This window comes from Xanthobacter autotrophicus (assembly GCF_029991245.1).
Classification (GTDB): domain Bacteria; phylum Pseudomonadota; class Alphaproteobacteria; order Rhizobiales; family Xanthobacteraceae; genus Xanthobacter; species Xanthobacter autotrophicus_C.
Genome location: NZ_JAIVFO010000021.1, coordinates 17,266 through 41,180 on the forward strand (window position 1 = coordinate 17,266; position 23,915 = coordinate 41,180).

Below are 23,915 nucleotides of genomic sequence, written 5' to 3' on the forward strand. Positions count from 1 at the left end.
GGAGGGAAATGAAAATGAAGCCGCCGGGTCCACCCGCGCAACCCGGGGACCACGGGAAGAATGGTCTTTCAGCGCATCAGGCCATGCGCCATGCCGATCCGGAACATGGGTCCGTGCCTGGCCTTGCCGGTGGCTTGCCACATGCCGGATGGGTAATCAAAGGGTTGGCAGCCTGCGAAGGCACCGGAACCATATCACCAAACGACACCCGGAAGGGTGCCACGGCGCGCAGGACGCGCCGTGGCTTTCAAGATCAGGCCGCAGCCGAGACGCCGGTGGGAACCGACGCGATGGTCTTCAGGATCTGCGAGGCGATCTGGTAGGGGTCGCCCATGGAGTTGGGGCGGCGATCCTCAAGATAGCCCTTGTAGTCGTTCTTGACGAAGGAGTGGGGCACGCGGATGGACGCGCCGCGGTCGGCCACGCCATACGAGAACTTGTTCCACGGCGCGGTCTCATGCTTGCCGGTGAGGCGCATGTGGTTGTCCGGGCCGTACACCGCGATGTGCTCCTCGATGTTGGCATCGAAGGCCGCCATCAGCGCCTCGAAATAGGCCTTGCCGCCCACTTCGCGCAGATAGGTGGTGGAGAAGTTGGCGTGCATGCCCGAGCCGTTCCAGTCGGTGTCGCCGAGCGGCTTGCAGTGGAACTCGATGTCCACGCCGTACTTCTCGGTGAGACGGAGCAGCAGGTAGCGCGCCATCCAGACTTCGTCGGCCGCCTTCTTGGAGCCCTTGCCGAAGATCTGGAATTCCCACTGGCCCTTCGCGACTTCCGCGTTGATGCCTTCGTGGTTGATGCCGGCCGCGAGGCAGAGGTCGAGGTGCTCCTCGACGATCTGGCGGGCGATGTTGCCGACATTCTTGTAGCCGACGCCGGTGTAGTACGGACCCTGCGGAGCCGGGAAGCCGTTCTCCGGGAAGCCGAGCGGGCGGCCGTCCTTGTAGAAGAAGTATTCCTGCTCGAAACCGAACCAGGCGCCGGCATCGTCGAGGATGGTGGCGCGCTTGTTGGTCGGGTGCGGCGTGACGCCATCGGGCATCATCACTTCGCACATGACCAGGGCGCCGTCGGTGCGGGCCGGATCGGGATAAACCGCCACGGGCTTGAGCACGCAGTCAGAGCTGCGGCCTTCGGCCTGCTGGGTGGAGCTGCCATCGAAGCCCCACAGCGGCAGTTCCTCGAGGGTCGGGAACACGTCGTATTCCTTGACCTGCGTCTTGCCACGCAGATTGGGGGTCGGGGTGTAACCGTCCAGCCAGATATACTCGAGTTTAAACTTTGCCATTGCAGTCTCTCATAAGCCGATGACGTGAGATTTTGGAACTCGTGACAGAGCGTCCGGCCGCGAAGAATCCACTGACCGTTTGGGCCGTCCACTCCTTAGCAAGCTGCGTGCCAGCGTTCACGTAACCGCCACACAAGGGCGCGCGGCGCCCTGCCCGGGCAGGGCCTGCCCATTTGTGCATCAGGATTAGGCCTTACGCTTGGGCGCTTCGCCCATAGTGAAGGCAATGCCGGACCATCGCGCTATCGGGACGCCACCGCCGCGATTTCGACGGAACAAATACGCGCCACAGGCGATTGATACGGACACCCTCGCTGCACTGCGATAGACGCGCGGATGCCATGCACCATGCGCGCAAACAAATCCAATATCTGTCTTTAATTTATATACGCCTATAAATTAGGCATTATACTAATTTTTTAGGCAATTTATGTATATCCAGATCCAAAACTCTGCTAAGAACGGATCAATGGATGGCGCCCAGGAGGCTCATCGACCGGAGTTTGAATGATGACTGTGATGCAGAAGCGCGAGACGGCTAAAATCTATCCCTTCCCGATGAAGAATGGCGCGAATGGCGGCATGCCTTCCAAAGAGGCGAAATGGGCGGCCGAGATCGCGGCCATGGGCGCCACCCAGGCGGTCATCGGCTCCAGCTGGTATCACGACGAAGCGGTAAAGGCCGACACCCAGCCGCAGCGCCGCTGAGCTGATCGCGCATGGCCAACGGCTGCCGGGGCAGGTCCCGGAGCCGTTATCCCTGGGCTCGCCCGACGAATGTTCGATCTGGCCACGCCGCACTGGCCGGATAGGCGCAGAGCGGGCTCAGGGTTCGGCCGCGCAAGCGGCCGTTTTTGTCTTTGCTTCCCTTGCTTTGCCTCCCTCGCGCCCCCGTTCCGGGCATTCGAATCCGCGCGTGGATCGGCTCTTGCTTCTCCTGCCCCGGGACACCTTCACGGGTAGGGAATGCGACATGGCTCTCGACATCAACGGCGACTGGACCGACGCCGACCTCGCCAAGCTCATCGGCTCGGTGGTGGATGACCGCGACTGGCGGCTGGAAGTGACGAAGGAGGGTGTCGCCACCCTCGCCGACAAGACCGCCAACCCCACCGGCGCGGACTATGACGAGGGCCTGCACTGCTTTTTTGAAACCTGGATGTCCGGCACGGACTTCGTCGGCCCCTCGGCGGCAGGCGACAAGACGCTGGTGGGCAAGATCGCCACGGCGCTGCGCGCCAATTATCCGGCGCTGCAGGGCGACAAGTTCATCTACGTGTCGCTTTAAAGCCCGATCCAAAGAGCGCGATCCAAGCAAACTGGACCCGTTTGCTCGGCGAGTAGCCCGCTCAATCAGAGATCGAGAAGTCGTTGTCCGATCAGCTTGCATCGCGAGCTGATCGGCGCGCGCTCTGGGCGGGCCATAAGGCGCCCACGGCCCGGACACGCGCCGCGCGGGCGTCTCATGCCACCGACCCGGTCTCCGACCGGTGCCGCTCAGGCGCCGCGCAGGCTCATGCCACCACCCCGGTCTCCGACCGGTGCCGCTCAGGCGCCGCGCGGGCTCGTGCCAACGGCCACTGAGAAAAGCGCATCGCCCGCGGGTCTCACTGGCACAGGAATCCGCCGTCCACCGGCAGGATGTGGCCGGTGATCATGGAAGCCATGGAGCTTGCCAGGAACAGGACCGCGTCGGCCACCTCCTCCGGCTCGGCAATGCGGCCCATGGGCATCAGCGCCTCGATCTTGGCGAGTTGCTCCGCGTCGTTCATCAGGGGCGCAATGAAGGGCGTGCGCACCCAGGTGGGCGCCACGGCATTCACCCGTATGCCCGCCGGGGCCAGCTCCACCGCCAGCGCGCGGGTGAGGTTCACGATGGCGCCCTTGCTGGCCTGATAGGCCGGGTTGGGATAAGGCCCACCCCCCGACAGCCCCATGATGGAAGCGATGTTGACGATGGCGCCCGCGCCCTGCGCCCGCATGGCCGGCACCACGGCGCGGGCGCACAGGAAGGCGCCGGTGACATTCACCGCGAACACGCGCTCCCAGTCGGCCAGCGCCAGTTCGGCAATGCCCTTGCGGATGGAGAGGCCGGCATTGTTGACGAGAATATCCACACGGCCGCAGGCGGCGAGAACATCCTTCACGCCCTCCGCCACCGCCACCTCATCGGTCACGTCGCAGGCGAGGCTGGAGGCGCGCGCGCCCTCCGCCTTCAGCGCCTGCGCTGCCGCCTCGGCGGCCACGCCGTCGCGGTCGGCCAGCACCACGTGGGCGCCCTGCCGGGCAAGGACCTGCGCCGCCGCAAGGCCGATGCCGCTGGCCGCCCCCGTCACCAGGGCCACTTTCCCGGACAGATCGAGATCCGCCGCCATTCCCGCCTTCCTCCCCGCGATTCGCGGGGCGATCATCCCACATGCGCGCGCATCGCGCGCCGTCCCGAAACGGCATCGGGCGGCCCCGCCGGTGACGACGGGACCACCCGGTGACGCCCGGTTCGGGATCTCGGCCGGCGCTCTCAGCCCTCCTGCGCGACCTGCGCCACCGGCACGGCCTCCAGCGTCGCGCCGGACTGCAGGCGGCCCTTCAGGAAGATGGCGAGGCCTGCCACCAGGGCGGGCGCGGCGGCGATGGCGAAGATGGTCTCGAAGCCCCAGTGGAAGGACAACAGCAGCCCGCCCACCATGGAGCCCACCACCGAGCCCGAGCGGCCGATGCCGTTGGCCCAGCTGACGCCGGTGGCCCGGCTCGCGGTGGGATAATAGGCCGCCGCCAGCGCGTTGATGCCGATCTGCGAGCCGGCGATGCAGAAGCCGGCGCCGAACACCGCCACCGGCAGCAGGCCCGGAACGCCGGTGGAATTGCCGATGGCCGTGACGCACAGGCCGCCGCCCACATAGGCGGAAGCGAGCAGCGCGTGGGGGTTCACCTTGTCCATGAACAGGCCCAGCACCACGCCGCCGAGGGTGCCGCCGAGCTGGAGCATCATGGTGATCAGCGCCGCCTGCTGGATCGAGGCGCCGCCGGAATTGATGAAGGTGGGCAGCCAGTTGGTGAGGAGATAATAGACCAGCAGGCTCATGAAGAAGGCGAGCCACAACAGCAGCGTGCCGCCCACCAGGTTGCGCGCGAACAATTGCTGCACCGGCAGCCCCTTGGCCTTCTTCGGCCCCACGAAGACCGCGCCGGACAGGTCCGCTTCGGGAGCGATGCGGGCAAGGTTGCGCGCCGCGGCCCGCGAGCGGGGATCCTTCAGCACCAGGAAGCGGATGGATTCCGGCAGCAACGCCCACAGCAGCACAGCCACCACGAGGGGCACCACGCCGCCCACCACCAGCACCGAGCGCCAGCCATGCTCCGCCACCAGCTGTGCCGCCAGCAGGCCGCCCATGGCCGACCCCAAAGTGAAGCCGCAGAACATGATGGTGACGAGGAACGACCGCTTGCGCTCGGGGCAATATTCCGAGGTGAGCGTGATGGCGCTGGGCATGGCGGCGCCGAGCCCGAGGCCGGTGACGAAGCGCCACCAGGTGAGTTCCGTGATGGAGTGGGAGAAGGCCGCCCCCAGCGAGGCGAGGCCGAAGAAGACCACCGAGAAGATCAGCAAGGGCTTGCGCCCGAAACGGTCGGCGAAGGGGCCGATGACCAGCGCCCCCACCATGAGGCCGAACAGGCCGGCGCCGAACATGGGGCCGAGCACGGCCGGGGTGAGCTGCCATTCGGCGCGGATGGCCGGCGCGATGAAGGCCGCCGCCGCCGTGTCGAAGCCGTCCACGGCGACGATGATGAAGCACAGGACGATGATGAGCAGCTGGAACCGCGAAACCGGGCTCTCATCGATGATCTGCTGGATGTTGACCGGCCTTGGACCCGCCGGGGTCGGGGCCGGTTGAGCTGGGGCAGACATGGCTGTTTCCTCTCTGGGATAGAAGGGGGTGCCGGCTTTGCCGTGCTGGTCTTGGGCCGCGATGAGCCAGGCAGATGGCGCGCGTGTCCCCGTCCCGCGGCCGTGGGCGGCAGCGGGTCTGGACCATGCGTTCCGAGGTCCGGGCGGCGGCACGCCGTCGTTTTCACACCGCCCGTTTCACGCTGATGCTTTCACGCCGCCTTGGCCTCGGCGCCGGGGGAGAATTTCTCGTAATGGAAGGCGGCAGGGGTCACCCCCGCGGCCTGGAAATGGTGCCGCACCGCATCCACCATGGCCGGCGGGCCGCACAGATAGGTATCCACGTCGCCGCCGTTGAGATGCTCGGGCGCGAGGTGATGGGTCACATAGCCCTTGCGCGAATGCCCGCTTGCCGGATCGGCGACGACGGTGGCGAAGGTGAAGCCCGGCAGGCGGGCGGCGAATGCCTCCAGCTTGTCCACCAGCACCAGATCGGCGTCGGCGGTGACGCCATAGACCAGGTGCGCCGGCACGTTCAGGCCGTCGCGCGCCAGGAGGTCCAGCATGGCGAGGAAGGGGGCGAGCCCGGTGCCGCCGGCGAGGAACAGCAGCGGCCGCGTCACCGGTCGCAGATAGAAGGAGCCCATGGGCGCGGTGAAGCTCAGCGCATCGCCCACCTGCGCCCGCTCGGCGAGGAAGGACGACATGCGCCCGCCGGGAATGTTGCGCACCAGGAATTCCACCTCGCCGTCCCGCGGCAGGCTGGAGAAGGAATAGGCGCGCACCTCCCGCGTGCCGGGCAGGCCGAGATTGGCATATTGCCCCGGCAGGAAGGCGAGTTCGCCGCCCTCGATCTTCAGCGCGAAGGAAAGCGTCGTGGGCGAAAGCCGCTCCAGCCGCGACAGGCGCGCTGCGAAGGTGGAGGGGCCTGCCTTGCAGAGGGCCGAGGTGGCGGCGATCTTCACCACGCAATCGCTCTTCGGCCGCATCTGGCAGGTGAGCACGAAGCCTTCCGCCGCCTCGTCCTCGCTGAGGGCGTCCTCGATATAGTCGCCCTTGTCATAGGCGCCGCTTTCGCAATGGCTCTTGCAGGTGCCGCAGGCGCCGTCGCGGCAGTCGAACGGCACGTTGATGCCGGAGCGATAGGCCGCGTCCGCCACCGTCTCCCCGGTGCCGCAGGTGATGAAGCGGGTGACCCCGTCCTCGAAGCTCAGCGCGATCTTGTGGCTCACCGCCGCCTCCCGCTCAAATGTGGTAGATGTCGACCACCTGGTGGATGTAATCGTTCTTCAGCACCACCTTCTTGTTGGTGATCCTGAAGTCGTTCCCCGTGGTGTCGAGCGTGTAGAAGGACGAGCCGAAATAGGTGTCGGTCGTCTTGTAGCGGAAGCTCAGTGTGAACCAGTTGAAGCGCACGCTGACGCTGGCGCCGGTCTCCTCCAAAATCTCGATGTTGGTGAGATTGTGCGAGGTGCGCGGCTCCGGCAGGCTGGTGGCGGAGGAGCGCTCGGTGCGGATGCGGAACACCCGGTCCTCCAGCCCCTGCTTCTGCCCGTAATAGATGAGCGAGATGTCGGTCTGGGGGTTTTCCACCAGCTCGTCATTGTCGTCCCAGGAGGGCATCCAGAAGACGGCCTCGGGGGCGTAGAGGGACAGCCAGCTCTCCCAGTCCTTGTCGTCGAGCAGGCGGGCTTCGCGATACAGGAAGGCCGCCACGGCCTCGTGGGTCACATTCATGGTTTCCTCCCGGACGGCGGCTCTTGAAGGCGCGCCGTCTCTGGTTAAGTCATTGGCCGGTCAGGACGCGTCCGCAGCGTCGGTGGCGGCGACGGCGCGGGCCAGCGTGTCCTTCCAGTAGCGGTGCTGGACCACGAACAGGCCCTCGTCCTCGGTCTTGGCGCCGGACAGCAGGGGCTTCAGGCCGATGGCGGCGGCGCCTTCGTCCGCCCCCTCGATCCAGTGGGTGGCGCCCCGCGACAGGTCGTTCCACGGCGCGGAGGTGGCCATGAAGCCCATCTGGCAGGAGCGGAATTCCTCCAGGTCGTCGGGCGTCGCCATGCCGGAGGCGTTGAAGAAGTCTTCATACTGGCGGATGCGGTGGGCGCGGGCCTGCGCGCTCTCGCCCTTGGGGGCGATGCAATAGATGGTGACCTCGGTCTTATCCACGCTGATGGGCCGGAAGGTGCGGATCTGCGAGGAGAACTGGTCCATCAGATAGACGTTGGGGTAGAGGCACAGATTGCGCGAGCGGCTGATCATCCAGTCGGCCATGGCGTCGCCGAACTTGTCCGCGAGTTCCACGCGGCGGTCGTAGAGCGGCCGATCCTCGGGATTGGCCCAGCGGGTCCACAGCAGCAGGTGGCCATGCTCGAAGGAATAGAAGCCGCCGCCCTGCTTGGCCCAGTTGCCGGCGTCCATGGCGCGCACGTCGTCCTTGCCGGCGGCGGCTGCGGCCGCGGCCTTGCGCTGGTTGACGGTGGCGGCATAGTTCCAGTGCACCGAGGTGACGTGATAGCCGTCGGCGCCGTTCTCCGCCTGCACCTTCCAGTTGCCGTCATAGACGTAGGTGGAATTGCCGCGCAATACTTCGAGACCTTCCGGCGACTGGTCCACGATCATGTCGATGATCTTGGCGGCCTCGCCCAGATGTTCTGTGAGAGGCTTCACGTCTTCCTTCAGCGAGCCGAACAGGAAGCCGCGATAATTCTCGAACCGCGCCACCTTGGTGAGGTCGTGGGAGCCATTGGCGTTGAAGCTGTCCGGATAGCCGGCGCCGTCCGGCTCCTTGGTCTTCAGCAGCTTGCCGGCGTTGGAGAAGGTCCAGCCGTGGAACGGGCAGGTATAGGTCGCCTTGTTGCCGCGCTTGTGCCGGCACAGCATGGCGCCGCGGTGGGAGCAGGCATTGACGAGGGCGTGCAATTCGCCCTTGCGGTCGCGGGTGATGACGATGGGCTGGCGGCCGATGAAGGTGGTGAAATAATCGTTCGGATTGGGGATCTGGCTCTCGTGGGCGAGGTAGATCCAGTTGCCCTCGAAGATGTGCTTCATCTCCAGCTCGAACAGGTCGGGATCGGTGAAGATGTCGCGGCGGCAGCGATAGAGGCCCTTGGCCGGATCCTCCACCACGGCGCCTTCGAGGCGGGCTTTGAGCGCGGCGGTGTCAGGGGCCGGGGCAGTGTCGGGGACCGGGCTATGGGCGTTCATTGGCGTTTCCTCTTTGCCGGCTCGGCCCGCCGTCGGTGCGACGGGCCGTCCGGATCATTGCGGGAAGGTCTGTGACGTTGCGCCCGCCTCAGGCGGCGGCGCGGGGGCGGCTCACTTCGGTGCCGACCACGCCCTGCGCCTCGGGGGCGATGGAGAAGTCGAAGTCGATGACCGCGAACGGCTTGTTCAGCCCGCGCGCATGGATCTCGGTGGCGTCCGACACCCGCCGCACCGCCGGGATCAGCCCCTCGCGGGTGCCGAAGGCGAAGTCCGTGTGCAGATACTGGTCACCCTCGATGTTGATCTGGGTGGTGAGCTTGCGATAGCCGGGCGCGGTGACGAAGAAATGCACATGCGCCGGGCGTTCCGCATGGCGGCCGAGGCCTTCCATCAGCAGGCGGCTCGCCGAGCCGGGCGGGCAGCCGTAGCCCGCGGGCATGATGGTGCGGAAGCTGTAGGTGCCGTCCGCCAGGGTCTCGATGCGGCGGCGCAGGTTGAAGGCCGGCTGGGTGGGATCGAAGTGGGAGTAATTGCCCATGGTGTTGGCGTGCCACACGTCCACGATGGCGCCTTCCACCGGCTTGCCGTCGATGCCGGTGACGCGGCCCTGCACGAACAGCACCTCGCCATCGTCCGAACCGTCGTCCAGCCGCGCGGTGCCCTTGGAGAGCGGCGCGCCGGCCACGTAGAGCGGGCCCTCGATGGTGCGCTGGGTGCCGCTGGCAAGGCCGGCGAGGCGCTCCGCCTCGTCGAGGCGCAGGTCGAGATAATGCTCCACCGCAATGCCGGGCACGATGAGGCCCAGTTCGTTGGACTGGCCGGCGGCGGTCACGTAGGCGACCCCCGCCCAGAACTCGTCCATGGAGATGTCAAGCTCGTCGATGGCCACCATCAGGTCGCGGGTGAGACGGCGCACGACCTCCTTGAGCCGCGCGTCGCCGCCGGCCACGTCGAGCCCCGCCGCGCGGTCGGCGAGCTGGTCGATGAGAGCCGGGCTCATGATGTTCTTGCTCATTGGTTTCCTCCTGATTTTCTTCGGAATTGGGTCAGATCTGGCGGTCCCGCGTATGCGGGCCGGCGGGTGGGCAGGCAGGGGGTGTAGGGAGGCGGCCCATGGCTCAGCCCCCGGCCTTGGTGGAGGCGAGCACCAGGGTCCGGCGCGCCCCGTCGCGGCGGAAGCGGGCGATGCGCTCCTCGTCCAAAGTGATGCCGAGGCCCGGCCCCTTCGGCACCGCCAGCGAGAAATCGCTGTAGTCCAAAGGCTCGGTGAGGATCTCCTCGGTGATGAGGAGCGGGCCGAACAGTTCGGTGCCGAAGCCGAGGCGGGGGAAGGCGGAAAACAGGTGGGCGGCGGCGATGCTGGACACCGCGCCCTCCAGCATGGTGCCACCATAAAGCTCGATGCCCGCCGCATCGGCGATGGCGCCCACGCCGGCGGCGGCGATGAGGCCGCCGGACTGCTCGATCTTCACCGCGAACACATCGGCGGCGCGCATGCGGGCCAGCTCGAACGCGCTGGCGGGACCTTGCAGGATCTCGTCCGCCATCACCGGCACCAGCCCGCGGGCGGTGAGCCGGGCGAGGGCGGCGGCGGAAGCCACGGGCTGCTCCACCAGGTCGCAGCCGGCATCGGCGAGGGCTTTCAGGCCATAGGCCGCCTCGGCCTCGCTCCAGGCCATGTTCACGTCCACGCGCACGCTGGCCCGCTCGCCCAGCGCCGCCTTGATGGCGGCAACGTGATCCACGTCCGCGCGCACCTCGTGGCGGCCGATCTTGAGCTTGAAGATGCGGTGGCGGCGGCGCGCCAGCATCTCCTCGGCCTCGGCGATGTCGCGGGCGGTGTCACCGGAGGCCAGCGTCCAGGCCACCGGCAGGCGATCACGCACCCGCCCGCCCAGAAGCTCGGAAAGGGGCAGGCCGCTGCGCTTGCCCTGGGCGTCGAACAGGGCGGTCTCCACCGCGGACTTGGCAAAATTGTTGCCCTTCACCACCTTGCCGATGGTCGCCATGGTGGCCTGGATCCGGGTGGGATCGGCGGCGAGCAGGACCGGCGCCATATAGGCGTCGATCGTCAATTTCATACCTTCAGGGCTTTCCGGACCATAGGCCAGGCCGGCGATGGTGGTGCCCTCGCCCACCCCCACGATGCCGTCGGACATGTGGAGGCGGACCAGCATCAGGGTCTGCCCCTCCATGGTCGCCACCGACAGGCGATGGGGCCGGATCGTTGGCAGGTCGACGAGAAATGTCTCGACTTGCTCGATCGTCGGGGCTTGTCTGGACAGGGGGGCATGGATCGTCATGCCCTTTTTCTAAGGCGCGCGACGGCGCAGATCCAAAACCGAGTTGGTTCCTTATTATACTTCGAGGGTATCATGGACGTCCGCCAGCTCCGCTATTTCGTGGCCGTGGCGCAGGAGCGCAACTTCACCCGGGCGGCGGACCGCCTGCACATCGCCCAGCCGCCGCTGAGCCGGCAGATCCAGGGGCTGGAGGAGGAGCTGGGGGTGCAGCTGATCGACCGCTCGGAGCGGCCGCTGAAGCTCACCGAGGCGGGGCGCTTCTTCTACGAGCAGGCGCTCCAGATGATCGGCCGCATGGACCAGATCCGCCACACCACGCGCCAGCTCGGCCGCTCCGGCCGCAGCCTGTTCGTGGTGGGGTGCGTGGCCTCCACCCTCTATGGCGGCATGCCGGACCTCGCCCGCCGCATGCGGCGGCTGTGGCCGGACATGGAGATCGAGCTGAAGGAGATGAGTTCCACCCAGCAGGTGGCCGCCCTGAAGGAGGGGCGCATCGACCTTGGCTTCGGCCGCGTCCGCGTCACCGATCCGGCCATCGAGCGCATCGCCCTGCGCGAGGAGCGCCTGGTGCTGGCGCTGCCGCTGGATCATCCCAAGCTCGCGGAGAAGGGGCCTTTGCCCCTCTCCACACTGGAGGACGAGATGCTCGTCCTCTACCCCTCCGAGCCGCGGCCGAGCTTCGCCGACGAGGTGCTGGTCCTGCTCGGCGACCGCAATGTGCGCCCGCGCGCCATCCGCGAGGTGCGCGAGCTGCAGATGGCGCTGGGCCTGGTGGCGGCGGATGCCGGCGTCACCATCGTGCCCGCCGCCGCCCAGCGGCTGCGCAGCTACGACGTGGCCTATCGCCATTTCGATGACCCCAAGCTGGTCTCGCCCATCATCATGAGCTATCGCGCCAATGACGCGTCGGGGCGCATCGAGGCCATCAAGCAGCTGATCCGCGAGATGTACGCCGACCGCCCCGACTGGCTCCAGCTGTCCGAGAACCGGCTGCTGCCGCCGTGAGCGGGCGCCGGCCCGTGATCCGGCCCATGATCCGGCCCATGATCCGGCCCATGGCCCTCCGGCGCGGGCCGTACCTCCTCACCCGTTGACGAATGCCCGCCTCAGGGTCTTTTCTCCGCTCCCCTTCCTTTGCCCGTCCCCGGAGCATTGCCCCCCATGCTCGATTATCGCCCCCTCGGGCGCACCGGCCTGTCCGTGTCGTCCATCTCGCTTGGCACCATGACCTTCGGCCAGCAGAACACCGAGGCCGAAGGCCATGCCCAGCTCGACCGCGCCCGCGACGTGGGCATCAACCTGATCGACACCGCGGAGATGTATTCCATCCCGCCCCGGCCGCAGACCCAGGGCTCCACGGAACGCATCATCGGCACCTGGCTGAAGGCCCGCGGCGGGCGCGACAAGGTCATCCTCGCCACCAAGGTGTCCGGCCGCACCGACAACAACTGGCTCCGCGAGAACGGCGCCAAGACCCGGCTCGACGCGAAGAACATCGCCTACGCCATCGACGGCTCGCTGAAGCGGCTTCAGACCGACTATGTGGACCTCTACCAGTTGCACTGGCCGGATCGCGCCGTGCCCCTGTTCGGCCAGCCTTCGGCAGGTGGCCCGCCCACCAGCGGCGATGGCCCGGAAGTGCCTATCGAGGAGACGCTGGGCGCGCTCGCCGACCTGGTGAGCGCCGGCAAGGTGCGCCATATCGGCCTGTCCAACGAGACCCCCTGGGGCGTCCACCGCTTTCTGCGTGCGTCCGAGACGGGCGGCGGGCCGCGCATCGCCTCGGTGCAGAACGCGTACAATCTCATCAACCGCGAGTACGAGGTCGGCCTCGCCGAATTCGCCGCGCGGGAGGATGTGGGCCTGCTCGCCTATTCGCCCCTGGCGCAGGGCTATCTCACCGGCAAGTATCTGGACGGCGCGCGCCCGGCCGGCGCCCGCTCCACCCTGTTCGATCGCGGCCAGCGCTACCAGAAGCCCGGCGTGGACGCGGCCATCAAGGCCTATCTGGCGCTGGCGGCGGATCTGGGCCTGACGGCGGTGCAACTGGCGCAGGCGTGGGTGACGAGCCGGTCGTTCGTGACCTCCAACATCATCGGCGCCACCTCCATGGCGCAGCTGGAGGAAACCCTTGCCACCCTCGACGTGGTCATCACCCCGGAGATCGAGGCCAGGGTGAACGCGGTGTTCCAGCTCCACGGCAGCCCCGCGCCCTGATCGCGCGCCCTTGCCCCCGGGCGGCGACCGCGCCGCCGGGGGCTCCCGCGCCCACCTGCTTCGCGACGAAACGTCATGCGGTGCCCGCCATGGCCCATGAAGCCCGCGCCCCATCCACCGTGGCGGGTTGATCCAGAGGCGCCCCTCACCGGGAAAAGGGGCATCGCCTAGATGGCGCGGCAGCCCTCACCCGCTCCGCGATCATGGTAAAAGTGGAGCCTGGGACCGACGCCGCCGCGCAGCGCGAGGGGCGTGGGACGCTCCAGAGCACGCAAGCCACCGGCGGCGCGGGAGCACGATCGCAGGGAGAACGTCATGGAAACCAGGATCAGCGAGATCGCGGACGGCATCTTCCGGCTCTCCACCTATGTACCGGACATCGCGCCGCCCGCCGGCTTCACCTTCAACCAGTTCCTGGTGCTGGGCGACGAGCCGCTCATGTTCCATACCGGCCTGCGCAAGATGTTCGCGCTCAACCGCGACGCGCTCGCCCGCATCCTCCCGCCGGAACGCCTGCGCTGGTTCGCCTTCGGCCATTTCGAGGCCGACGAGTGCGGGGCGATGAACGAATGGCTCGCCCTCGCCCCGCAGGCGACACCGGCACACGGCCAGACCGGGTGCATGGTCTCGCTCAACGACTTCGCGGACAGGGCCCCGCGCGCCCTGAGCGATGGCGAGGTGATCGACCTCGGCGGTGGCAAGCGCGTCCGCTTCATCGATACGCCGCACACCCCGCACGGCTGGGATGCGGGCGTTCTCTTCGAAGAATCGACGCGGACGCTCATGTGCGGCGACCTGTTCACCCAGCTGGGCGACGACCGCGCCCTTACCGACGGCGACGTGGTGGGGCCGGCGATCGCGGCGGAGGACATCTTCCGCTATTCCTCGCTCAACCCCGCCATGGGCGCAACCATCCGCAGCCTCGCCCCGCTCGCGCCGCGTACATTGGCGCTGATGCACGGTCCGAGCTTCTGCGGCGACGCCGCCGCCGCCCTGCACGCGCTCGCGGACGATTATGATCGCCGCGTTTCAGGCCGCGCGGCCCCGGCGGTGGAATAGGCACGGGCGAAGGGACTGAGAACCTGGCTGCGGGCCTCGCTCGAAACTCGCTACCGGACCTGGCGCGCACGCTCCAAGCCCCAATTCGCGCGGTGAATCACCCTTGACAGGGAGCCGGCTTTCTTCACGCGAACCGGCCTCGCCCGCCTGAAAGCACTTTACTGCGGCACCGCGGCGGAGATGCGCTGGGCGGCGTCGAGCAGCACCGGCAGGAAGCGCGTCTTCATGGTCTCGAGGGAGGTGCGCCCCTCGTGGGTGCTGACATTGAGCGCCGCCAGCACCTCCGAGCGGCGGTTCTTCACCGGCGCCGCGATGGAGCGCAGGCCCATCTCCAGTTCCTGGTCCACCAGCGTCCAGCCCTGCCGGCGCGAGGTCTCGATGGCGTCCTTCAGGGCCACCATGTTGGCCACCGTGCGCTCGGTGCGCCGTTCGATCTCCACCCGGTCGTAATAGGCGGCCAGCTCCGCCGGCGGCAGGCCGGCCAGCAGGGTGCGGCCCATGGAGCTGCAATAGGCCGGCAGGCGCGAGCCGATGGAAAGGCCGATGGTCATCACCCGCTCGGTGGGCACCCGCGCCACATAGACGATGTCGAGGCCATCCAGCACCGCCAGCGAGCAGGATTCCTGCAGCGCGTTCACCACGTCGCGCATGATGGGCTGGGCCACCTCCCACATGGGCAGGGAGGAGAGATAGGCAAAGCCGAGGTCCAGAACCTTGGGACGCAGGGCGAAATACTTGCCGTCGGTCTCGGCATATTCTTCCCGCACCAGGGTGAGCAGGAAGCGGCGCGCGGCGGCGCGGGTCATGCCGGTCTGCTGGGCCACCTCGGTCAGGGTCATGCGCGGCTTGTAGCGGCTGAAGGTGCGGATCACCTCCAGCCCGCGCACCAGGGACTGCACATAGTCCTTGTCCTCGCTCGCCTGCACCTTCGTCATCCGCCCTCCCCCGATGCGGCGCGCCATTGCGCAGGTGCCGCCGGGACGCATGTAGCATTTGTTCGTATTACGCACAAGATTGGTATCTCTAGCGGGTGCGAAAAGGCCGCGATGGCGGGCGCGGGATTGAGTGCCGCCGCCTCCCATGGCGGGATAAAGCGCATTGTCTGAACGCTTCTGCGCACAGGTCGCACGAAATCCCCTTGACGCGCCCCACCGCTCGCTCGTATCAATTTTGCGAACTTAAGTTCGTATAACGCACAAAATGAGGAAACGATGAGCGACGCCTTCATCTGTGACGCGGTGCGCACGCCCATCGGGCGCTATGCCGGCGCGCTCTCCTCGGTGCGGCCGGACGATCTGGCGGCCCACGTGATCCGCACCCTCGCCGCGCGCAGCCCCGGCCTCGATGCGACGCAGGTGGAGGACGTGATCTTCGGCTGCGCCAACCAGGCCGGCGAGGACAACCGCAACGTGGCCCGCATGGGCGCCCTGCTCTCCGGCCTGCCCATCGCGGTGCCCGGCTCCACCATCAACCGGCTGTGCGGCTCCGGCATGGATGCGGTGGGCACCGCCGCCCGCGCCATCAAGGCCGGCGAAACCGACCTCATGATCGCCGGCGGCGTGGAAAGCATGAGCCGCGCCCCCTTCGTCATGGGCAAGGCCGACAGCGCCTTTTCCCGCGCCGCGAAGATCGAGGACACCACCATCGGCTGGCGCTTCGTGAACCCGGCCATGAAGGCCCTGCACGGGGTGGATTCCATGCCCGAGACCGCCGAGAACGTGGCGGAGGATTTCCAGATCAGCCGCGCCCGGCAGGACGCCTTCGCGCTGGAGAGCCAGCGCCGCGCCGCCGAGGCCTGGGCGGCGGGCCGTTTCGCCGACGAGATCGTGGCGGTGAGCATCCCCCAGCGCAAGGGCGACCCCCGGCTGTTCGACCGCGACGAGCACATGCGCCCCGACACTACGCTGCAAGACCTCGCGCGCCTCAAGGGCGTGGTGAAGCCGGACGGCACCGTGACCGCCGGCAACGCCTCCGGCGTCAATGATGGCGCCGCCGCCCTGCTGCTTGCTTCCGCCGCCGGGGTGGACAAGCACGGCCTCACCCCGCGCGGGCGCGTGGTCGCCATGGCCACCGCCGGCGTGCCGCCGCGCATCATGGGCATGGGCCCGGCCCCCGCCACCCGCAAGGTGCTGGAAAAGGCCGGCCTGACCCTCTCCGACATGGATGTGATCGAGCTGAACGAGGCCTTCGCCGCCCAGGCCTGCGCCGTCCTCGCCGACCTCGGCCTGCCGGATGACGCCGCCCATGTGAACCCCAACGGCGGCGCCATCGCGCTTGGCCATCCTTTGGGCATGTCCGGAGCGCGGCTCATCACCACCGCGCTCTACCAGCTCCACCGCACCGGCGGGCGCTACGCCCTGTGCACCATGTGCATCGGCGTCGGCCAGGGCATCGCCACCATCATCGAGCGGGTGTGACCCCCCGCCCCTCCCTCCTTCAAGAAGAGCGCACCGCCATGCTGTTCCATGTCGAGATGACCGTGAAGATCCCCCACGACTTCCCCGCCGAGAAGGCCGACGCCATCAAGGCGGCGGAAAAGTCCTATGCCCAGGACCTGCAGCGGCAGGGCAAGTGGGTGCATCTGTGGCGCGTGGCCGGGCGCTATTCCAACGTCTCCATCTTCGACGTGGAGAGCGTGGACGAGCTGCACACCCTGCTCTCCTCCCTGCCGCTCTTCCCCTTCATGGACATCAAAGTGACGGCGCTGGCGCGCCACCCGTCGGCGATCTGAAGGAGCGCGCCCATGATCGACAAGACCAGGCCCGACACGCAAAGCTGCGTCGCCGACATCCCCGACGGGGCGACCCTGCTGGTGGGCGGCTTCGGCGGCGCCGGCATGCCCCACGAGCTGATCGAGGCGGTGATCGCCCGCGCGCCGAAGGACCTCACCATCATCTCCAACAATGCCGGCAACGGCACCACCGGGCTGGCCGCCCTGCTGGCGGCGGGGCTGGTGAAGAAGGTGGTGTGCTCCTTCCCGCGCCAGGCGGATTCTCAAGTGTTCGACCAGCTCTATCGCGAGGGCAAGCTGGAGCTGGAACTGGTGCCCCAGGGCAACCTGGTGGAGCGCATCCGCGCCGGCGGCGCCGGCATCGGCGCCTTCTTCACCCCCACCGGCTACGGCACCCCCATCGCGAACGGCAAGGAGACGCGGCAGATCGACGGGCGCAACTATGTGCTGGAATATCCGCTGAAGGCCGACTTCGCCCTCATCAAGGCCCACCGCGGCGACCGCTGGGGCAACCTCACCTACCGCAAGACGGCGCGCAATTTCGGGCCGGTCATGGCCACCGCGGCCACCATCACCGTGGCGCAGGTGGAGGACATCGTCCCCCTCGGCGCGCTCGATCCGGAAGACATCGTCACCCCCGGCGTGTTCGTGGACCGCCTGGTGGCCATCGGCACGGGAGCCGCCCAATGAGCGAAATCGCCACCGCCTTCAAGCCCTGGACGCGCGCCGAGATGGCGCAGCTCATCGCCGCCGACATCCCGGACGGCGCCATCGTCAACATCGGCATCGGCATGCCCGAACTGGTGGCGGACTTCCTGCCGCAGGACAAGGAAATCCTGCTCCACAGCGAGAACGGCATCCTCGGCATGGGCCCCAAGCCCTCGCCCAACGAGGTGGACTACGACCTCATCAACGCCGGCAAGCAGCCGGTGACGCTGCTGGACGGCGGCGCCTTCTTCGACCACAGCCTGTCGTTCGCCATGATGCGCGGCGGGCATCTGGACATCGCCATCCTCGGCGCCTTCCAGGTGGCGGTGAACGGCGACCTCGCCAACTGGGCCACCAACGATCCCAACGCCATCCCCGCCGTGGGCGGCGCCATGGACCTCGCGGTGGGCGCCCGCAACGTGTTCGTGATGATGGAGCTGCTCACCAAGAAGGGCGAATCCAAGCTGGTGGCGCATTGCACCTACCCGCTCACCGGCCTCGGCTGCGTCTCCCGGGTCTATACCGACCACGGCGTCATCGACATCACCCCCGAGGGCTTCGTGGCGCGCCTGCTGCCGCCGGGCCTGAGCCTCGAGGCGCTGAACGCGCGCGCCGGCATCGGGATCCGCGCCAGCTGAGCCCGAGGCGCGGCCGGGGGCGCCCCCGGCCGCCCATTGCGTCGCACGGCCGGCCCCTTGCGCCGGGGCGGCCGGGCGGCTTTCCTTTGCGCCCCGATTTGCCCCCGCCCGAGCGGCGGGCGCCCCTTCCAGCCGGAGACCGCCGGATGCCCTTCATCGCCGCCGGAGAGATCACCACCCACTACGCCCTCGAAGGCCCCGAGAGCGCGCCGGTGCTGCTGCTCGCAAATTCGCTCGGCACCAGCTTCCATGTGTGGGACCCGGTGATGGCCGACCTGGCGGCCGCCTTCCGGGTGCTGCGCTACGACATGCGCGGCCACGGCCTCACCGATGCGACGCCGCTGCCCGAGGACGGCACCGGCTATTCCATCCCCCTCCTCGCCGCCGACGCGCTGGCGCTGCTGGATGCCCTCGGCATCGAAAAGGCCCATGCGTGCGGCCTCTCCATCGGCGGCATGGTGGCCCAGCACCTGGCGGCGACCGCGCCGGAGCGGGTGAACAAGCTGGTGCTGTGCGATACCGCCGCCCTTATCGGCCCCGCCTCGGTGTGGGACGAGCGCATCGCCGGCATCCGCCGCGACGGCCTCGCCGCCATCGCGCCGGGGGTGATGGGGCGCTGGTTTACCGCACCGTTCCGGGAGAAGGCGCCGCAGCTCATGCGCGGCTACGCCAACATGGTGGCGCGCACCACGCTCGATGGCTATCTGGGCTGCGCCATGGCGGTGCGCGACGCCGACCTGCGCGCGGCGGCGGCCACCATCACCGCGCCCACCCTCGTCATCGTCGGCGACCAGGACCCGGCGACACCCCCCGCCTCTGCCGAGGCGCTGGCCGCGGCGATCCCCGGTGCCCGGCTGGAGGTGATCGTGGATGCCTCCCACATTCCCTGCGTGGAGCAGCCTGCCGCGCTCACCCGCGTGCTGGTACCGTTCCTGACCGCCGCCTGACGGACCGACCAGGGGAGGATTGCGCCGCATGTGCGTTGCGGCGTAATCCTAGCCTCCAGATCGAGGCATCTTCAGGAGCAGCGCATGACCACGAGCACCGGGACCGGAACCGCCCCCGCGGCGGAGGGGAGCCAGCTGCGCTCCGACTGGACCGAGGCCGAGGCCCGGGCGCTCTACGACCTGCCCTTCCCCGAGTTGCTGTTCCGCGCCCAGAGCGTGCACCGCCGCCATTTCGACCCCACCACCGTGGAAACCGCGACGCTGCTCTCCATCAAGACCGGCGGCTGCGCGGAGGATTGCGGCTACTGCTCCCAGAGCGCCCACCACGAGACCGGCCTGAAGGCCACCAAGCTCATGGGCGTGGAGGAGGTGCTGTCGCAGGCGCAGGCGGCGAAAGACGGCGGCGCCACCCGCTTCTGCATGGGCGCCGCCTGGCGCAGCCCCAAGGATCGCGACCTCGACGCCGTCTGCGCCATGATCTCGGGCGTGAAGGCCATGGGCCTGGAAGCCTGCGTGACCCTGGGCATGCTCACCCCCGATCAGGTGACGCGCCTCGGCGCCGCCGGCCTCGACTATTACAACCACAACATCGACACCTCGCCCGCCTTCTATCCCGAGATCGTCACCACCCGGACCATGGACGACCGCCTCGACACCCTCGCCTCGGTGCGGGCGGGCGGCATCCGCCTGTGCACCGGCGGCATCGTCGGCATGGGCGAGACCGTGGACGACCGCATCGCCATGCTGCTGGTGCTCGCCACCCTCGATCCCCATCCCGAGAGCGTGCCGCTGAACATGTGGAACGCCATCGAGGGCACCCCGGTGATGGGCAAGGCCGACAAGCCGGACCCCATCGCCTTCGTGCGCCTCATCGCGCTGGCGCGCCTCTTGATGCCGCAGAGCATCGTGCGCCTCTCCGCCGGCCGGGACGCCATGAGCGACGAGATGCAGGCCCTGTGCTTCCTCGCCGGGGCCAATTCCATCTTCACCGGCGACGTGCTTTTGACCACCGGCAATCCGGAGCGGGACAAGGACGCGGCGCTGTTCGCCCGCCTCGGCATCCGCGCCGCCGCCCCCGCCGGAAGCGAGATGCGCTCCGCCGCGGAGTGATCGCGCCCGGCAAGATGACCCCCAGGATGGTGGCCCCCAAGATGACCTCGAAGTGTTGATGGGCCGCCGCGGCGCCGGAAGCCTTTGCGGCTCGCGGCGCGGCCTGTTCGTCAGCTCGCGGCGCGGGACGGAAGGCGGATGCTGAAGATGGCGCCCTCGGACCCGTTGCGGACCGAGAGGCTGCCGCCGTGGTCGCGGACGATGCCGAAGCTCACCGACAGGCCAAGGCCGGTGCCCTTGCCCGGCGGTTTGGTGGTGAAGAACGGCTGGAAGATCCGGTCCACCACCGCCTCGGGGATGCCGCCGCCAGTGTCGGCGACCTCGATCAGCACCTGCTCCCCCGCCCCCGCCCTCGCCTCGCGGGCGACACGCACGGCGATGCGGCCGGCGCAGTGCTCCCCCAGGGCGGCCCGGCGCTCGTTGATGGCGTCGCGCGCATTCTGGAACAGGTTGATGATCACCTGCTCCAGCTGGTCCTGGCGGCAGAGCACTTCGGGCAGGTCGGCCTCGGACGAGGTGGTCACCTCGATCTCGTCCAGGCGGAAATGGGCGCCCACCACCTGCAGCGCGCCATCCACCGCATGGATGGGCTGCGAGGGCTGAAGCTGCTCCTCGCTCGTGCGGCCGAAGATGCGCATGTGGTCGATGATGCGGCTCATGCGCACCGTCTGCTGGATGATGCGGTCGAGCTTGGCGGAAAGATGCTCCGCCGGCAGCCCCATCTTCAGGCCCGCCAGCGCGTTGGACGCCGCCAGCCGGATCACGCCGAGCGGCTGGTTGATCTCGTGGGCGAGCCCCGTCGCCACCTCGCCGAGGGAGGCGAGCTTCGACATCTGGTAGAGCTTGTTTTCCTCCATCCGCCGCTGGGTGCGGTCCACGGCGAAGACCACCATGTCGTCCCCCTCCCCCGGCGGCGAGGCCCGCTCCATGCCCTGGAGCGGTGCCACCACCATCTCCACCTCCAGTTCGCGGGTGCCGTCGGACAGATGCTCGTCGCGCAGTTGCGGCTCCTTGAGCCCGCGGACCAGGGCGCGGAAGTGGCCGCCGGAGAGATAGCGGCGCAGCAGGGGGGAGAGGGTGGGATCGGCGGCGGTGCCCACCTCGCTCGCGCCGGCGGCGGTGACATGCATGACGGCGACCCCCGGCACGCGGCTGATGGCTTCGAGCACGTTCGCCTCGCGCTGGCGCGCCAGGGCCTGCACTTCATTGGCCTTCAGCCGCTTCTGCAGGTTCAGGTAGCGCCCGCCCAGGAGAACCACGATGAGCAGCGCAATGGAAAGGCCCAGCGCGGTGCTCCAGATGGCGGCGCGGAACTCGTTCGACTGTTGCTGCACATGGGCCATCGAATAGGCCACCGTGACCAGGATGGGGTATTTCCCGGACGCGACGGTATATCCCACCCGCGCAACGCCATCGACGACGCTCACCTCTTCATAGGTGGCCCCGCCGCGCGCGAGGGCGGCCTGGAAGGCCGGGCTCGCGGACACGTCATCGCCGAAGCTGGTGCTCTCGGCGGCCCGGGCCCGCACGATGCCGTCCCGGCCGACGAGGGCGATCAGCATGCCGTCCTCGGTCCGAAGCTGCTTGTAGAAGTCGATGAAGTCGCTGATGGCGTAGGATGCCACCGCCACGCCCGCAAACCGGCCGGAGGCATCGACAAGCGGCCGGCTGAGCGGGATTCCCCATTTCTTTGACAAAAGGCCCAGCACCGGCTTGCTGATATCGAGGCCCGCGTGAACCTGCTCCCGGCCGAGGTGGGCGCGCATGTAGTCGCGCCCCGACAGGTTTTTCTGCTCCATGCCCGCCGTGGGCAGACTGCTCGCGATCAACGCGCCGGCCCTGTCGGTGACGCTCACCTGCAGCACGGCCGGGGGAAGGCTCAGGCCGCGCAGCATCGCGTGGACCTGCACCGGCGTGGCGGAGGCATCATAGGTAGTGACGAGATTCAAGAGCAGAAGGTCGACGGGCGCGATGGCCTGCTCGAAACTGCGCATCAGCAGCGTCGCGGTGCGCCGGGCATTGGCTTCCGCCTCGTCCCGCTCGGCGCTGCTGTGCAGCTGGTACAGCACGAGCGCAACCACAAAGGGGATGACACCCACGAGGACGACGAGGCCGCCCAGCATCAGCGTGACGGGATCGAAGAGGCCCCGCAAGCCGTCGCCGCGGGTGTCAGACGCCTTCATCCCTGCCGCCATCCAGTTCCGCCAGCGCCGCACACAGGTCCTCGAAGGCCAGCGGCTTGGGAAAGCACCGCACCACCCCGGCTGCGCGCGCCTGCGCCATATCGCCAGGGGCGGCGTGGCCGGTCATCATCAGGAAATTGATCTTGCGCCCGGGAAAGGTGTCTTGAACAGCCTTGATCAGCGCGATGCCGTCCATGTCCGGCATGCGCATGTCGGTGAGGACGACACGGATGGCGGGGTCGCGCCGAAGCGTCGCGATGGCCTCTGCGCCCCGTCCGACCGAAATGGTGGCGTGACCGCGAAAGCCGAGCGCCTCGATCAGCTCGGCGAGGTATTCGGGCTCGTCATCGATGACAAGAAGCTGGTCCATGCGCCACCGCTCAAGACCATTTCCGGCGCGCATGGCCGGACGTCATCAGGTTGAACCGACCTGAACGGTATGAGCGACGGAGAGAGGCAACCCTGCCGGCCCGATTACGCCGCCATCGGATCGAAAAGCCGCCCTGAACTCTGCGAGACCGGAATGCACTGCACAATGAGGCCGTCATGCCGTCAAGGCGAATTCAGTTCATATTGGATCGGATTGGGAACACAATTCAATCGCAGCCGAAGGTGCGGCCCCGCGACAGCGGACGGGTGGCATTCTTGCTCTGCTGGTGGAAATCGGCCAACGCCATGCACGGGACCTGAAACCGGAGGAAAGGATGGACGGCCAGACGGGCGCGGCCCCTCGCGTATTGCTGGTGGACGATGATCCGGACATGCTGGTGGAGTTGCAGGAGGGTCTCGGCATGCTGGGCATTGCCGCCCTGACCGCCGGCACCGCGGTCGAGGCGCTTGATCTCGTCCAGCGCAATGATGACCTCAAGGTCATCGTCACCGACCTGCAGATGCCGCGCATCGATGGCATCGAGTTGTTGCAGAAGCTCTCGGTGCAGCGGCGCAGGAATCCCATGGCGGCCATCGTCATCACTGGCCACGCCTCCCTCGACCGCGCCGTCGGGGCGCTGCGGCTGCAGGCGGTGGATTTCCTGCAGAAGCCGCTCGCCGCCGAAGACGTTGCCCACGCCATCGCCCGCGCCTTCGCGCTGGTGGAGGACGAGGCTGCCGGGGACAAGACGGCAGCGACGGGGCACATGGCCCGGCCCGATGACCTGCGCGCCCAATATCTGCGCGTCCAGTATCTGCGCGTGCTCGTGGCCGCCCGCGCCGACCGCGACGCCATCTTCCAGGCGGGCCTGTTTTCCAACCCGGCCTGGGAGATGATGCTCGATCTCGCGGTGGCGGAGGCGAGCCAGCGGCCGATCTCCGTCAGCAGCCTGTGCATCGCCTCCGGCGCGCCCGCCACCACCGCCTTGCGCCGCATCGATGACCTGGAGGCGGCCGGGCTCGTGACCCGCACTCCAGACGCCCGCGACCGGCGGCGCATCATCGTCGTTCTCACCGATCTCGGGCGCGAGCGCATGGAAGCCTTCGTGCGCCGCCAGGCCGACCGCTTCGGCATCACCATGGACTGAGATCCGTCGGCATCTGCCTGCGCGGGCGCCGCCGCCGGAGGAGCAAGGTCTCCCTGCTCCGAGAGCCGGAACGGGTCGGATGGCACCGCGCACGGCCACCACCCGACCCGTTCCGGCTCTCGGA

General features: G+C 68.2%; 23 protein-coding genes. 12 read left to right on the forward strand and 11 right to left on the reverse strand.

The features are described from left to right. Positions 1-253: 253 nt before the first annotated feature. Positions 254-1,288, reverse strand: a complete 1,035-nt coding sequence (locus K9U41_RS06010) for a glutamine synthetase beta-grasp domain-containing protein (RefSeq protein ID WP_282639948.1) — start codon at positions 1,286-1,288, stop codon at positions 254-256. Positions 1,289-1,807: 519 nt separating this feature from the next. On the opposite strand from K9U41_RS06010, the gene K9U41_RS06015 reads away from it, so the two are divergent. Next, the gene (locus tag K9U41_RS06015) at positions 1,808-1,996 is read left to right on the forward strand and encodes a DUF2735 domain-containing protein (protein ID WP_282639949.1); all 189 of its coding nucleotides are present in this window, start codon (positions 1,808-1,810) and stop codon (positions 1,994-1,996) included. Between the two features lie 265 nt (positions 1,997-2,261). After that, the gene (locus tag K9U41_RS06020) at positions 2,262-2,576 is read left to right on the forward strand and encodes a hypothetical protein (RefSeq protein ID WP_282639950.1); all 315 of its coding nucleotides are present in this window, start codon (positions 2,262-2,264) and stop codon (positions 2,574-2,576) included. Between the two features lie 319 nt (positions 2,577-2,895). On the opposite strand, the gene K9U41_RS06025 is transcribed toward K9U41_RS06020, so the two are convergent. The 7 genes from K9U41_RS06025 to K9U41_RS06055 form a co-directional block, all read right to left on the reverse strand. After that, positions 2,896-3,663 (reverse strand): SDR family NAD(P)-dependent oxidoreductase, encoded by a 768-nt coding sequence (locus tag K9U41_RS06025; protein ID WP_282639951.1) that lies wholly within the window; start codon positions 3,661-3,663, stop codon positions 2,896-2,898. A 143-nt stretch (positions 3,664-3,806) separates the two neighbouring features. Then, positions 3,807-5,195: an MFS transporter gene (locus K9U41_RS06030; protein WP_282639952.1), complete on the reverse strand. Its 1,389-nt coding sequence runs from the start codon at positions 5,193-5,195 to the stop codon at positions 3,807-3,809. A gap of 191 nt (positions 5,196-5,386) precedes the next feature. Then, a complete protein-coding gene (benC, locus tag K9U41_RS06035) occupies positions 5,387-6,406 on the reverse strand; it encodes a benzoate 1,2-dioxygenase electron transfer component BenC (RefSeq protein WP_282639953.1) in 1,020 nt (339 codons plus the stop codon). Positions 6,407-6,419: 13 nt separating this feature from the next. After that, positions 6,420-6,911: a benzoate 1,2-dioxygenase small subunit gene (benB, locus tag K9U41_RS06040; protein WP_282639954.1), complete on the reverse strand. Its 492-nt coding sequence runs from the start codon at positions 6,909-6,911 to the stop codon at positions 6,420-6,422. 60 nt (positions 6,912-6,971) lie between these two features. Next, positions 6,972-8,378, reverse strand: a complete 1,407-nt coding sequence (gene benA, locus K9U41_RS06045; protein WP_282639955.1) for a benzoate 1,2-dioxygenase large subunit — start codon at positions 8,376-8,378, stop codon at positions 6,972-6,974. Between the two features lie 88 nt (positions 8,379-8,466). Beyond that, a complete protein-coding gene (gene catA, locus K9U41_RS06050) occupies positions 8,467-9,393 on the reverse strand; it encodes a catechol 1,2-dioxygenase (RefSeq protein WP_282639956.1) in 927 nt (308 codons plus the stop codon). A 103-nt stretch (positions 9,394-9,496) separates the two neighbouring features. After that, positions 9,497-10,681 (reverse strand): muconate/chloromuconate family cycloisomerase, encoded by a 1,185-nt coding sequence (locus tag K9U41_RS06055; RefSeq protein WP_282639957.1) that lies wholly within the window; start codon positions 10,679-10,681, stop codon positions 9,497-9,499. A 72-nt stretch (positions 10,682-10,753) separates the two neighbouring features. Here K9U41_RS06055 and K9U41_RS06060 point away from each other — a divergent pair, with 72 nt between their 5' ends. From K9U41_RS06060 to K9U41_RS06070, 3 genes are all read left to right on the forward strand, one after another. Then, positions 10,754-11,686 carry a LysR family transcriptional regulator gene (locus tag K9U41_RS06060; protein ID WP_282639958.1) on the forward strand — a complete coding sequence of 311 codons (933 nt, stop codon included), beginning with the start codon at positions 10,754-10,756 and terminating at the stop codon, positions 11,684-11,686. A 156-nt stretch (positions 11,687-11,842) separates the two neighbouring features. Beyond that, positions 11,843-12,898 carry an aldo/keto reductase gene (locus tag K9U41_RS06065; protein WP_282639959.1) on the forward strand — a complete coding sequence of 352 codons (1,056 nt, stop codon included), beginning with the start codon at positions 11,843-11,845 and terminating at the stop codon, positions 12,896-12,898. 315 nt (positions 12,899-13,213) lie between these two features. Next, positions 13,214-13,957: an MBL fold metallo-hydrolase gene (locus K9U41_RS06070; protein WP_282639960.1), complete on the forward strand. Its 744-nt coding sequence runs from the start codon at positions 13,214-13,216 to the stop codon at positions 13,955-13,957. 158 nt (positions 13,958-14,115) lie between these two features. Here K9U41_RS06070 and K9U41_RS06075 read toward each other — a convergent pair whose 3' ends face one another. After that, positions 14,116-14,892 (reverse strand): IclR family transcriptional regulator domain-containing protein, encoded by a 777-nt coding sequence (locus K9U41_RS06075; protein WP_282639961.1) that lies wholly within the window; start codon positions 14,890-14,892, stop codon positions 14,116-14,118. A 276-nt stretch (positions 14,893-15,168) separates the two neighbouring features. On the opposite strand from K9U41_RS06075, the gene pcaF reads away from it, so the two are divergent. The 6 genes from pcaF (at position 15,169) to bioB (ending at position 20,091) form a co-directional block, all read left to right on the forward strand. Next, entirely contained in the window at positions 15,169-16,374 is a 1,206-nt protein-coding gene (gene pcaF / locus K9U41_RS06080) for a 3-oxoadipyl-CoA thiolase (protein WP_282639962.1), read from the forward strand. 38 nt (positions 16,375-16,412) lie between these two features. After that, positions 16,413-16,688, forward strand: a complete 276-nt coding sequence (gene catC / locus K9U41_RS06085; protein ID WP_282639963.1) for a muconolactone Delta-isomerase — start codon at positions 16,413-16,415, stop codon at positions 16,686-16,688. A gap of 15 nt (positions 16,689-16,703) precedes the next feature. Beyond that, positions 16,704-17,378, forward strand: a complete 675-nt coding sequence (locus tag K9U41_RS06090; RefSeq protein ID WP_432715739.1) for a 3-oxoacid CoA-transferase subunit A — start codon at positions 16,704-16,706, stop codon at positions 17,376-17,378. Then, positions 17,375-18,034, forward strand: coding sequence for a 3-oxoacid CoA-transferase subunit B (locus tag K9U41_RS06095; RefSeq protein WP_282639965.1), 660 nt, complete (start codon positions 17,375-17,377; stop codon positions 18,032-18,034). Before K9U41_RS06090 ends, K9U41_RS06095 begins: the two co-directional genes overlap by 4 nt. A 146-nt stretch (positions 18,035-18,180) precedes the next feature. Then, entirely contained in the window at positions 18,181-18,981 is an 801-nt protein-coding gene (gene pcaD, locus K9U41_RS06100) for a 3-oxoadipate enol-lactonase (RefSeq protein WP_282639966.1), read from the forward strand. Between the two features lie 84 nt (positions 18,982-19,065). Then, the gene (gene bioB / locus K9U41_RS06105) at positions 19,066-20,091 is read left to right on the forward strand and encodes a biotin synthase BioB (RefSeq protein WP_282639967.1); all 1,026 of its coding nucleotides are present in this window, start codon (positions 19,066-19,068) and stop codon (positions 20,089-20,091) included. Positions 20,092-20,201: 110 nt separating this feature from the next. On the opposite strand, the gene K9U41_RS06110 is transcribed toward bioB, so the two are convergent. Beyond that, positions 20,202-22,274, reverse strand: coding sequence for an ATP-binding protein (locus tag K9U41_RS06110; RefSeq protein WP_282639968.1), 2,073 nt, complete (start codon positions 22,272-22,274; stop codon positions 20,202-20,204). Continuing rightward, on the reverse strand, positions 22,261-22,644 hold the full coding sequence (locus K9U41_RS06115) for a response regulator (protein ID WP_282639969.1): 384 nt from the start codon (positions 22,642-22,644) through the stop codon (positions 22,261-22,263). Before K9U41_RS06115 ends, K9U41_RS06110 begins: the two co-directional genes overlap by 14 nt. Before the next feature lie 334 nt (positions 22,645-22,978). Here K9U41_RS06115 and K9U41_RS06120 point away from each other — a divergent pair, with 334 nt between their 5' ends. Further along, positions 22,979-23,791, forward strand: coding sequence for a response regulator (locus K9U41_RS06120; protein WP_282639970.1), 813 nt, complete (start codon positions 22,979-22,981; stop codon positions 23,789-23,791). Positions 23,792-23,915: the final 124 nt, after the last annotated feature.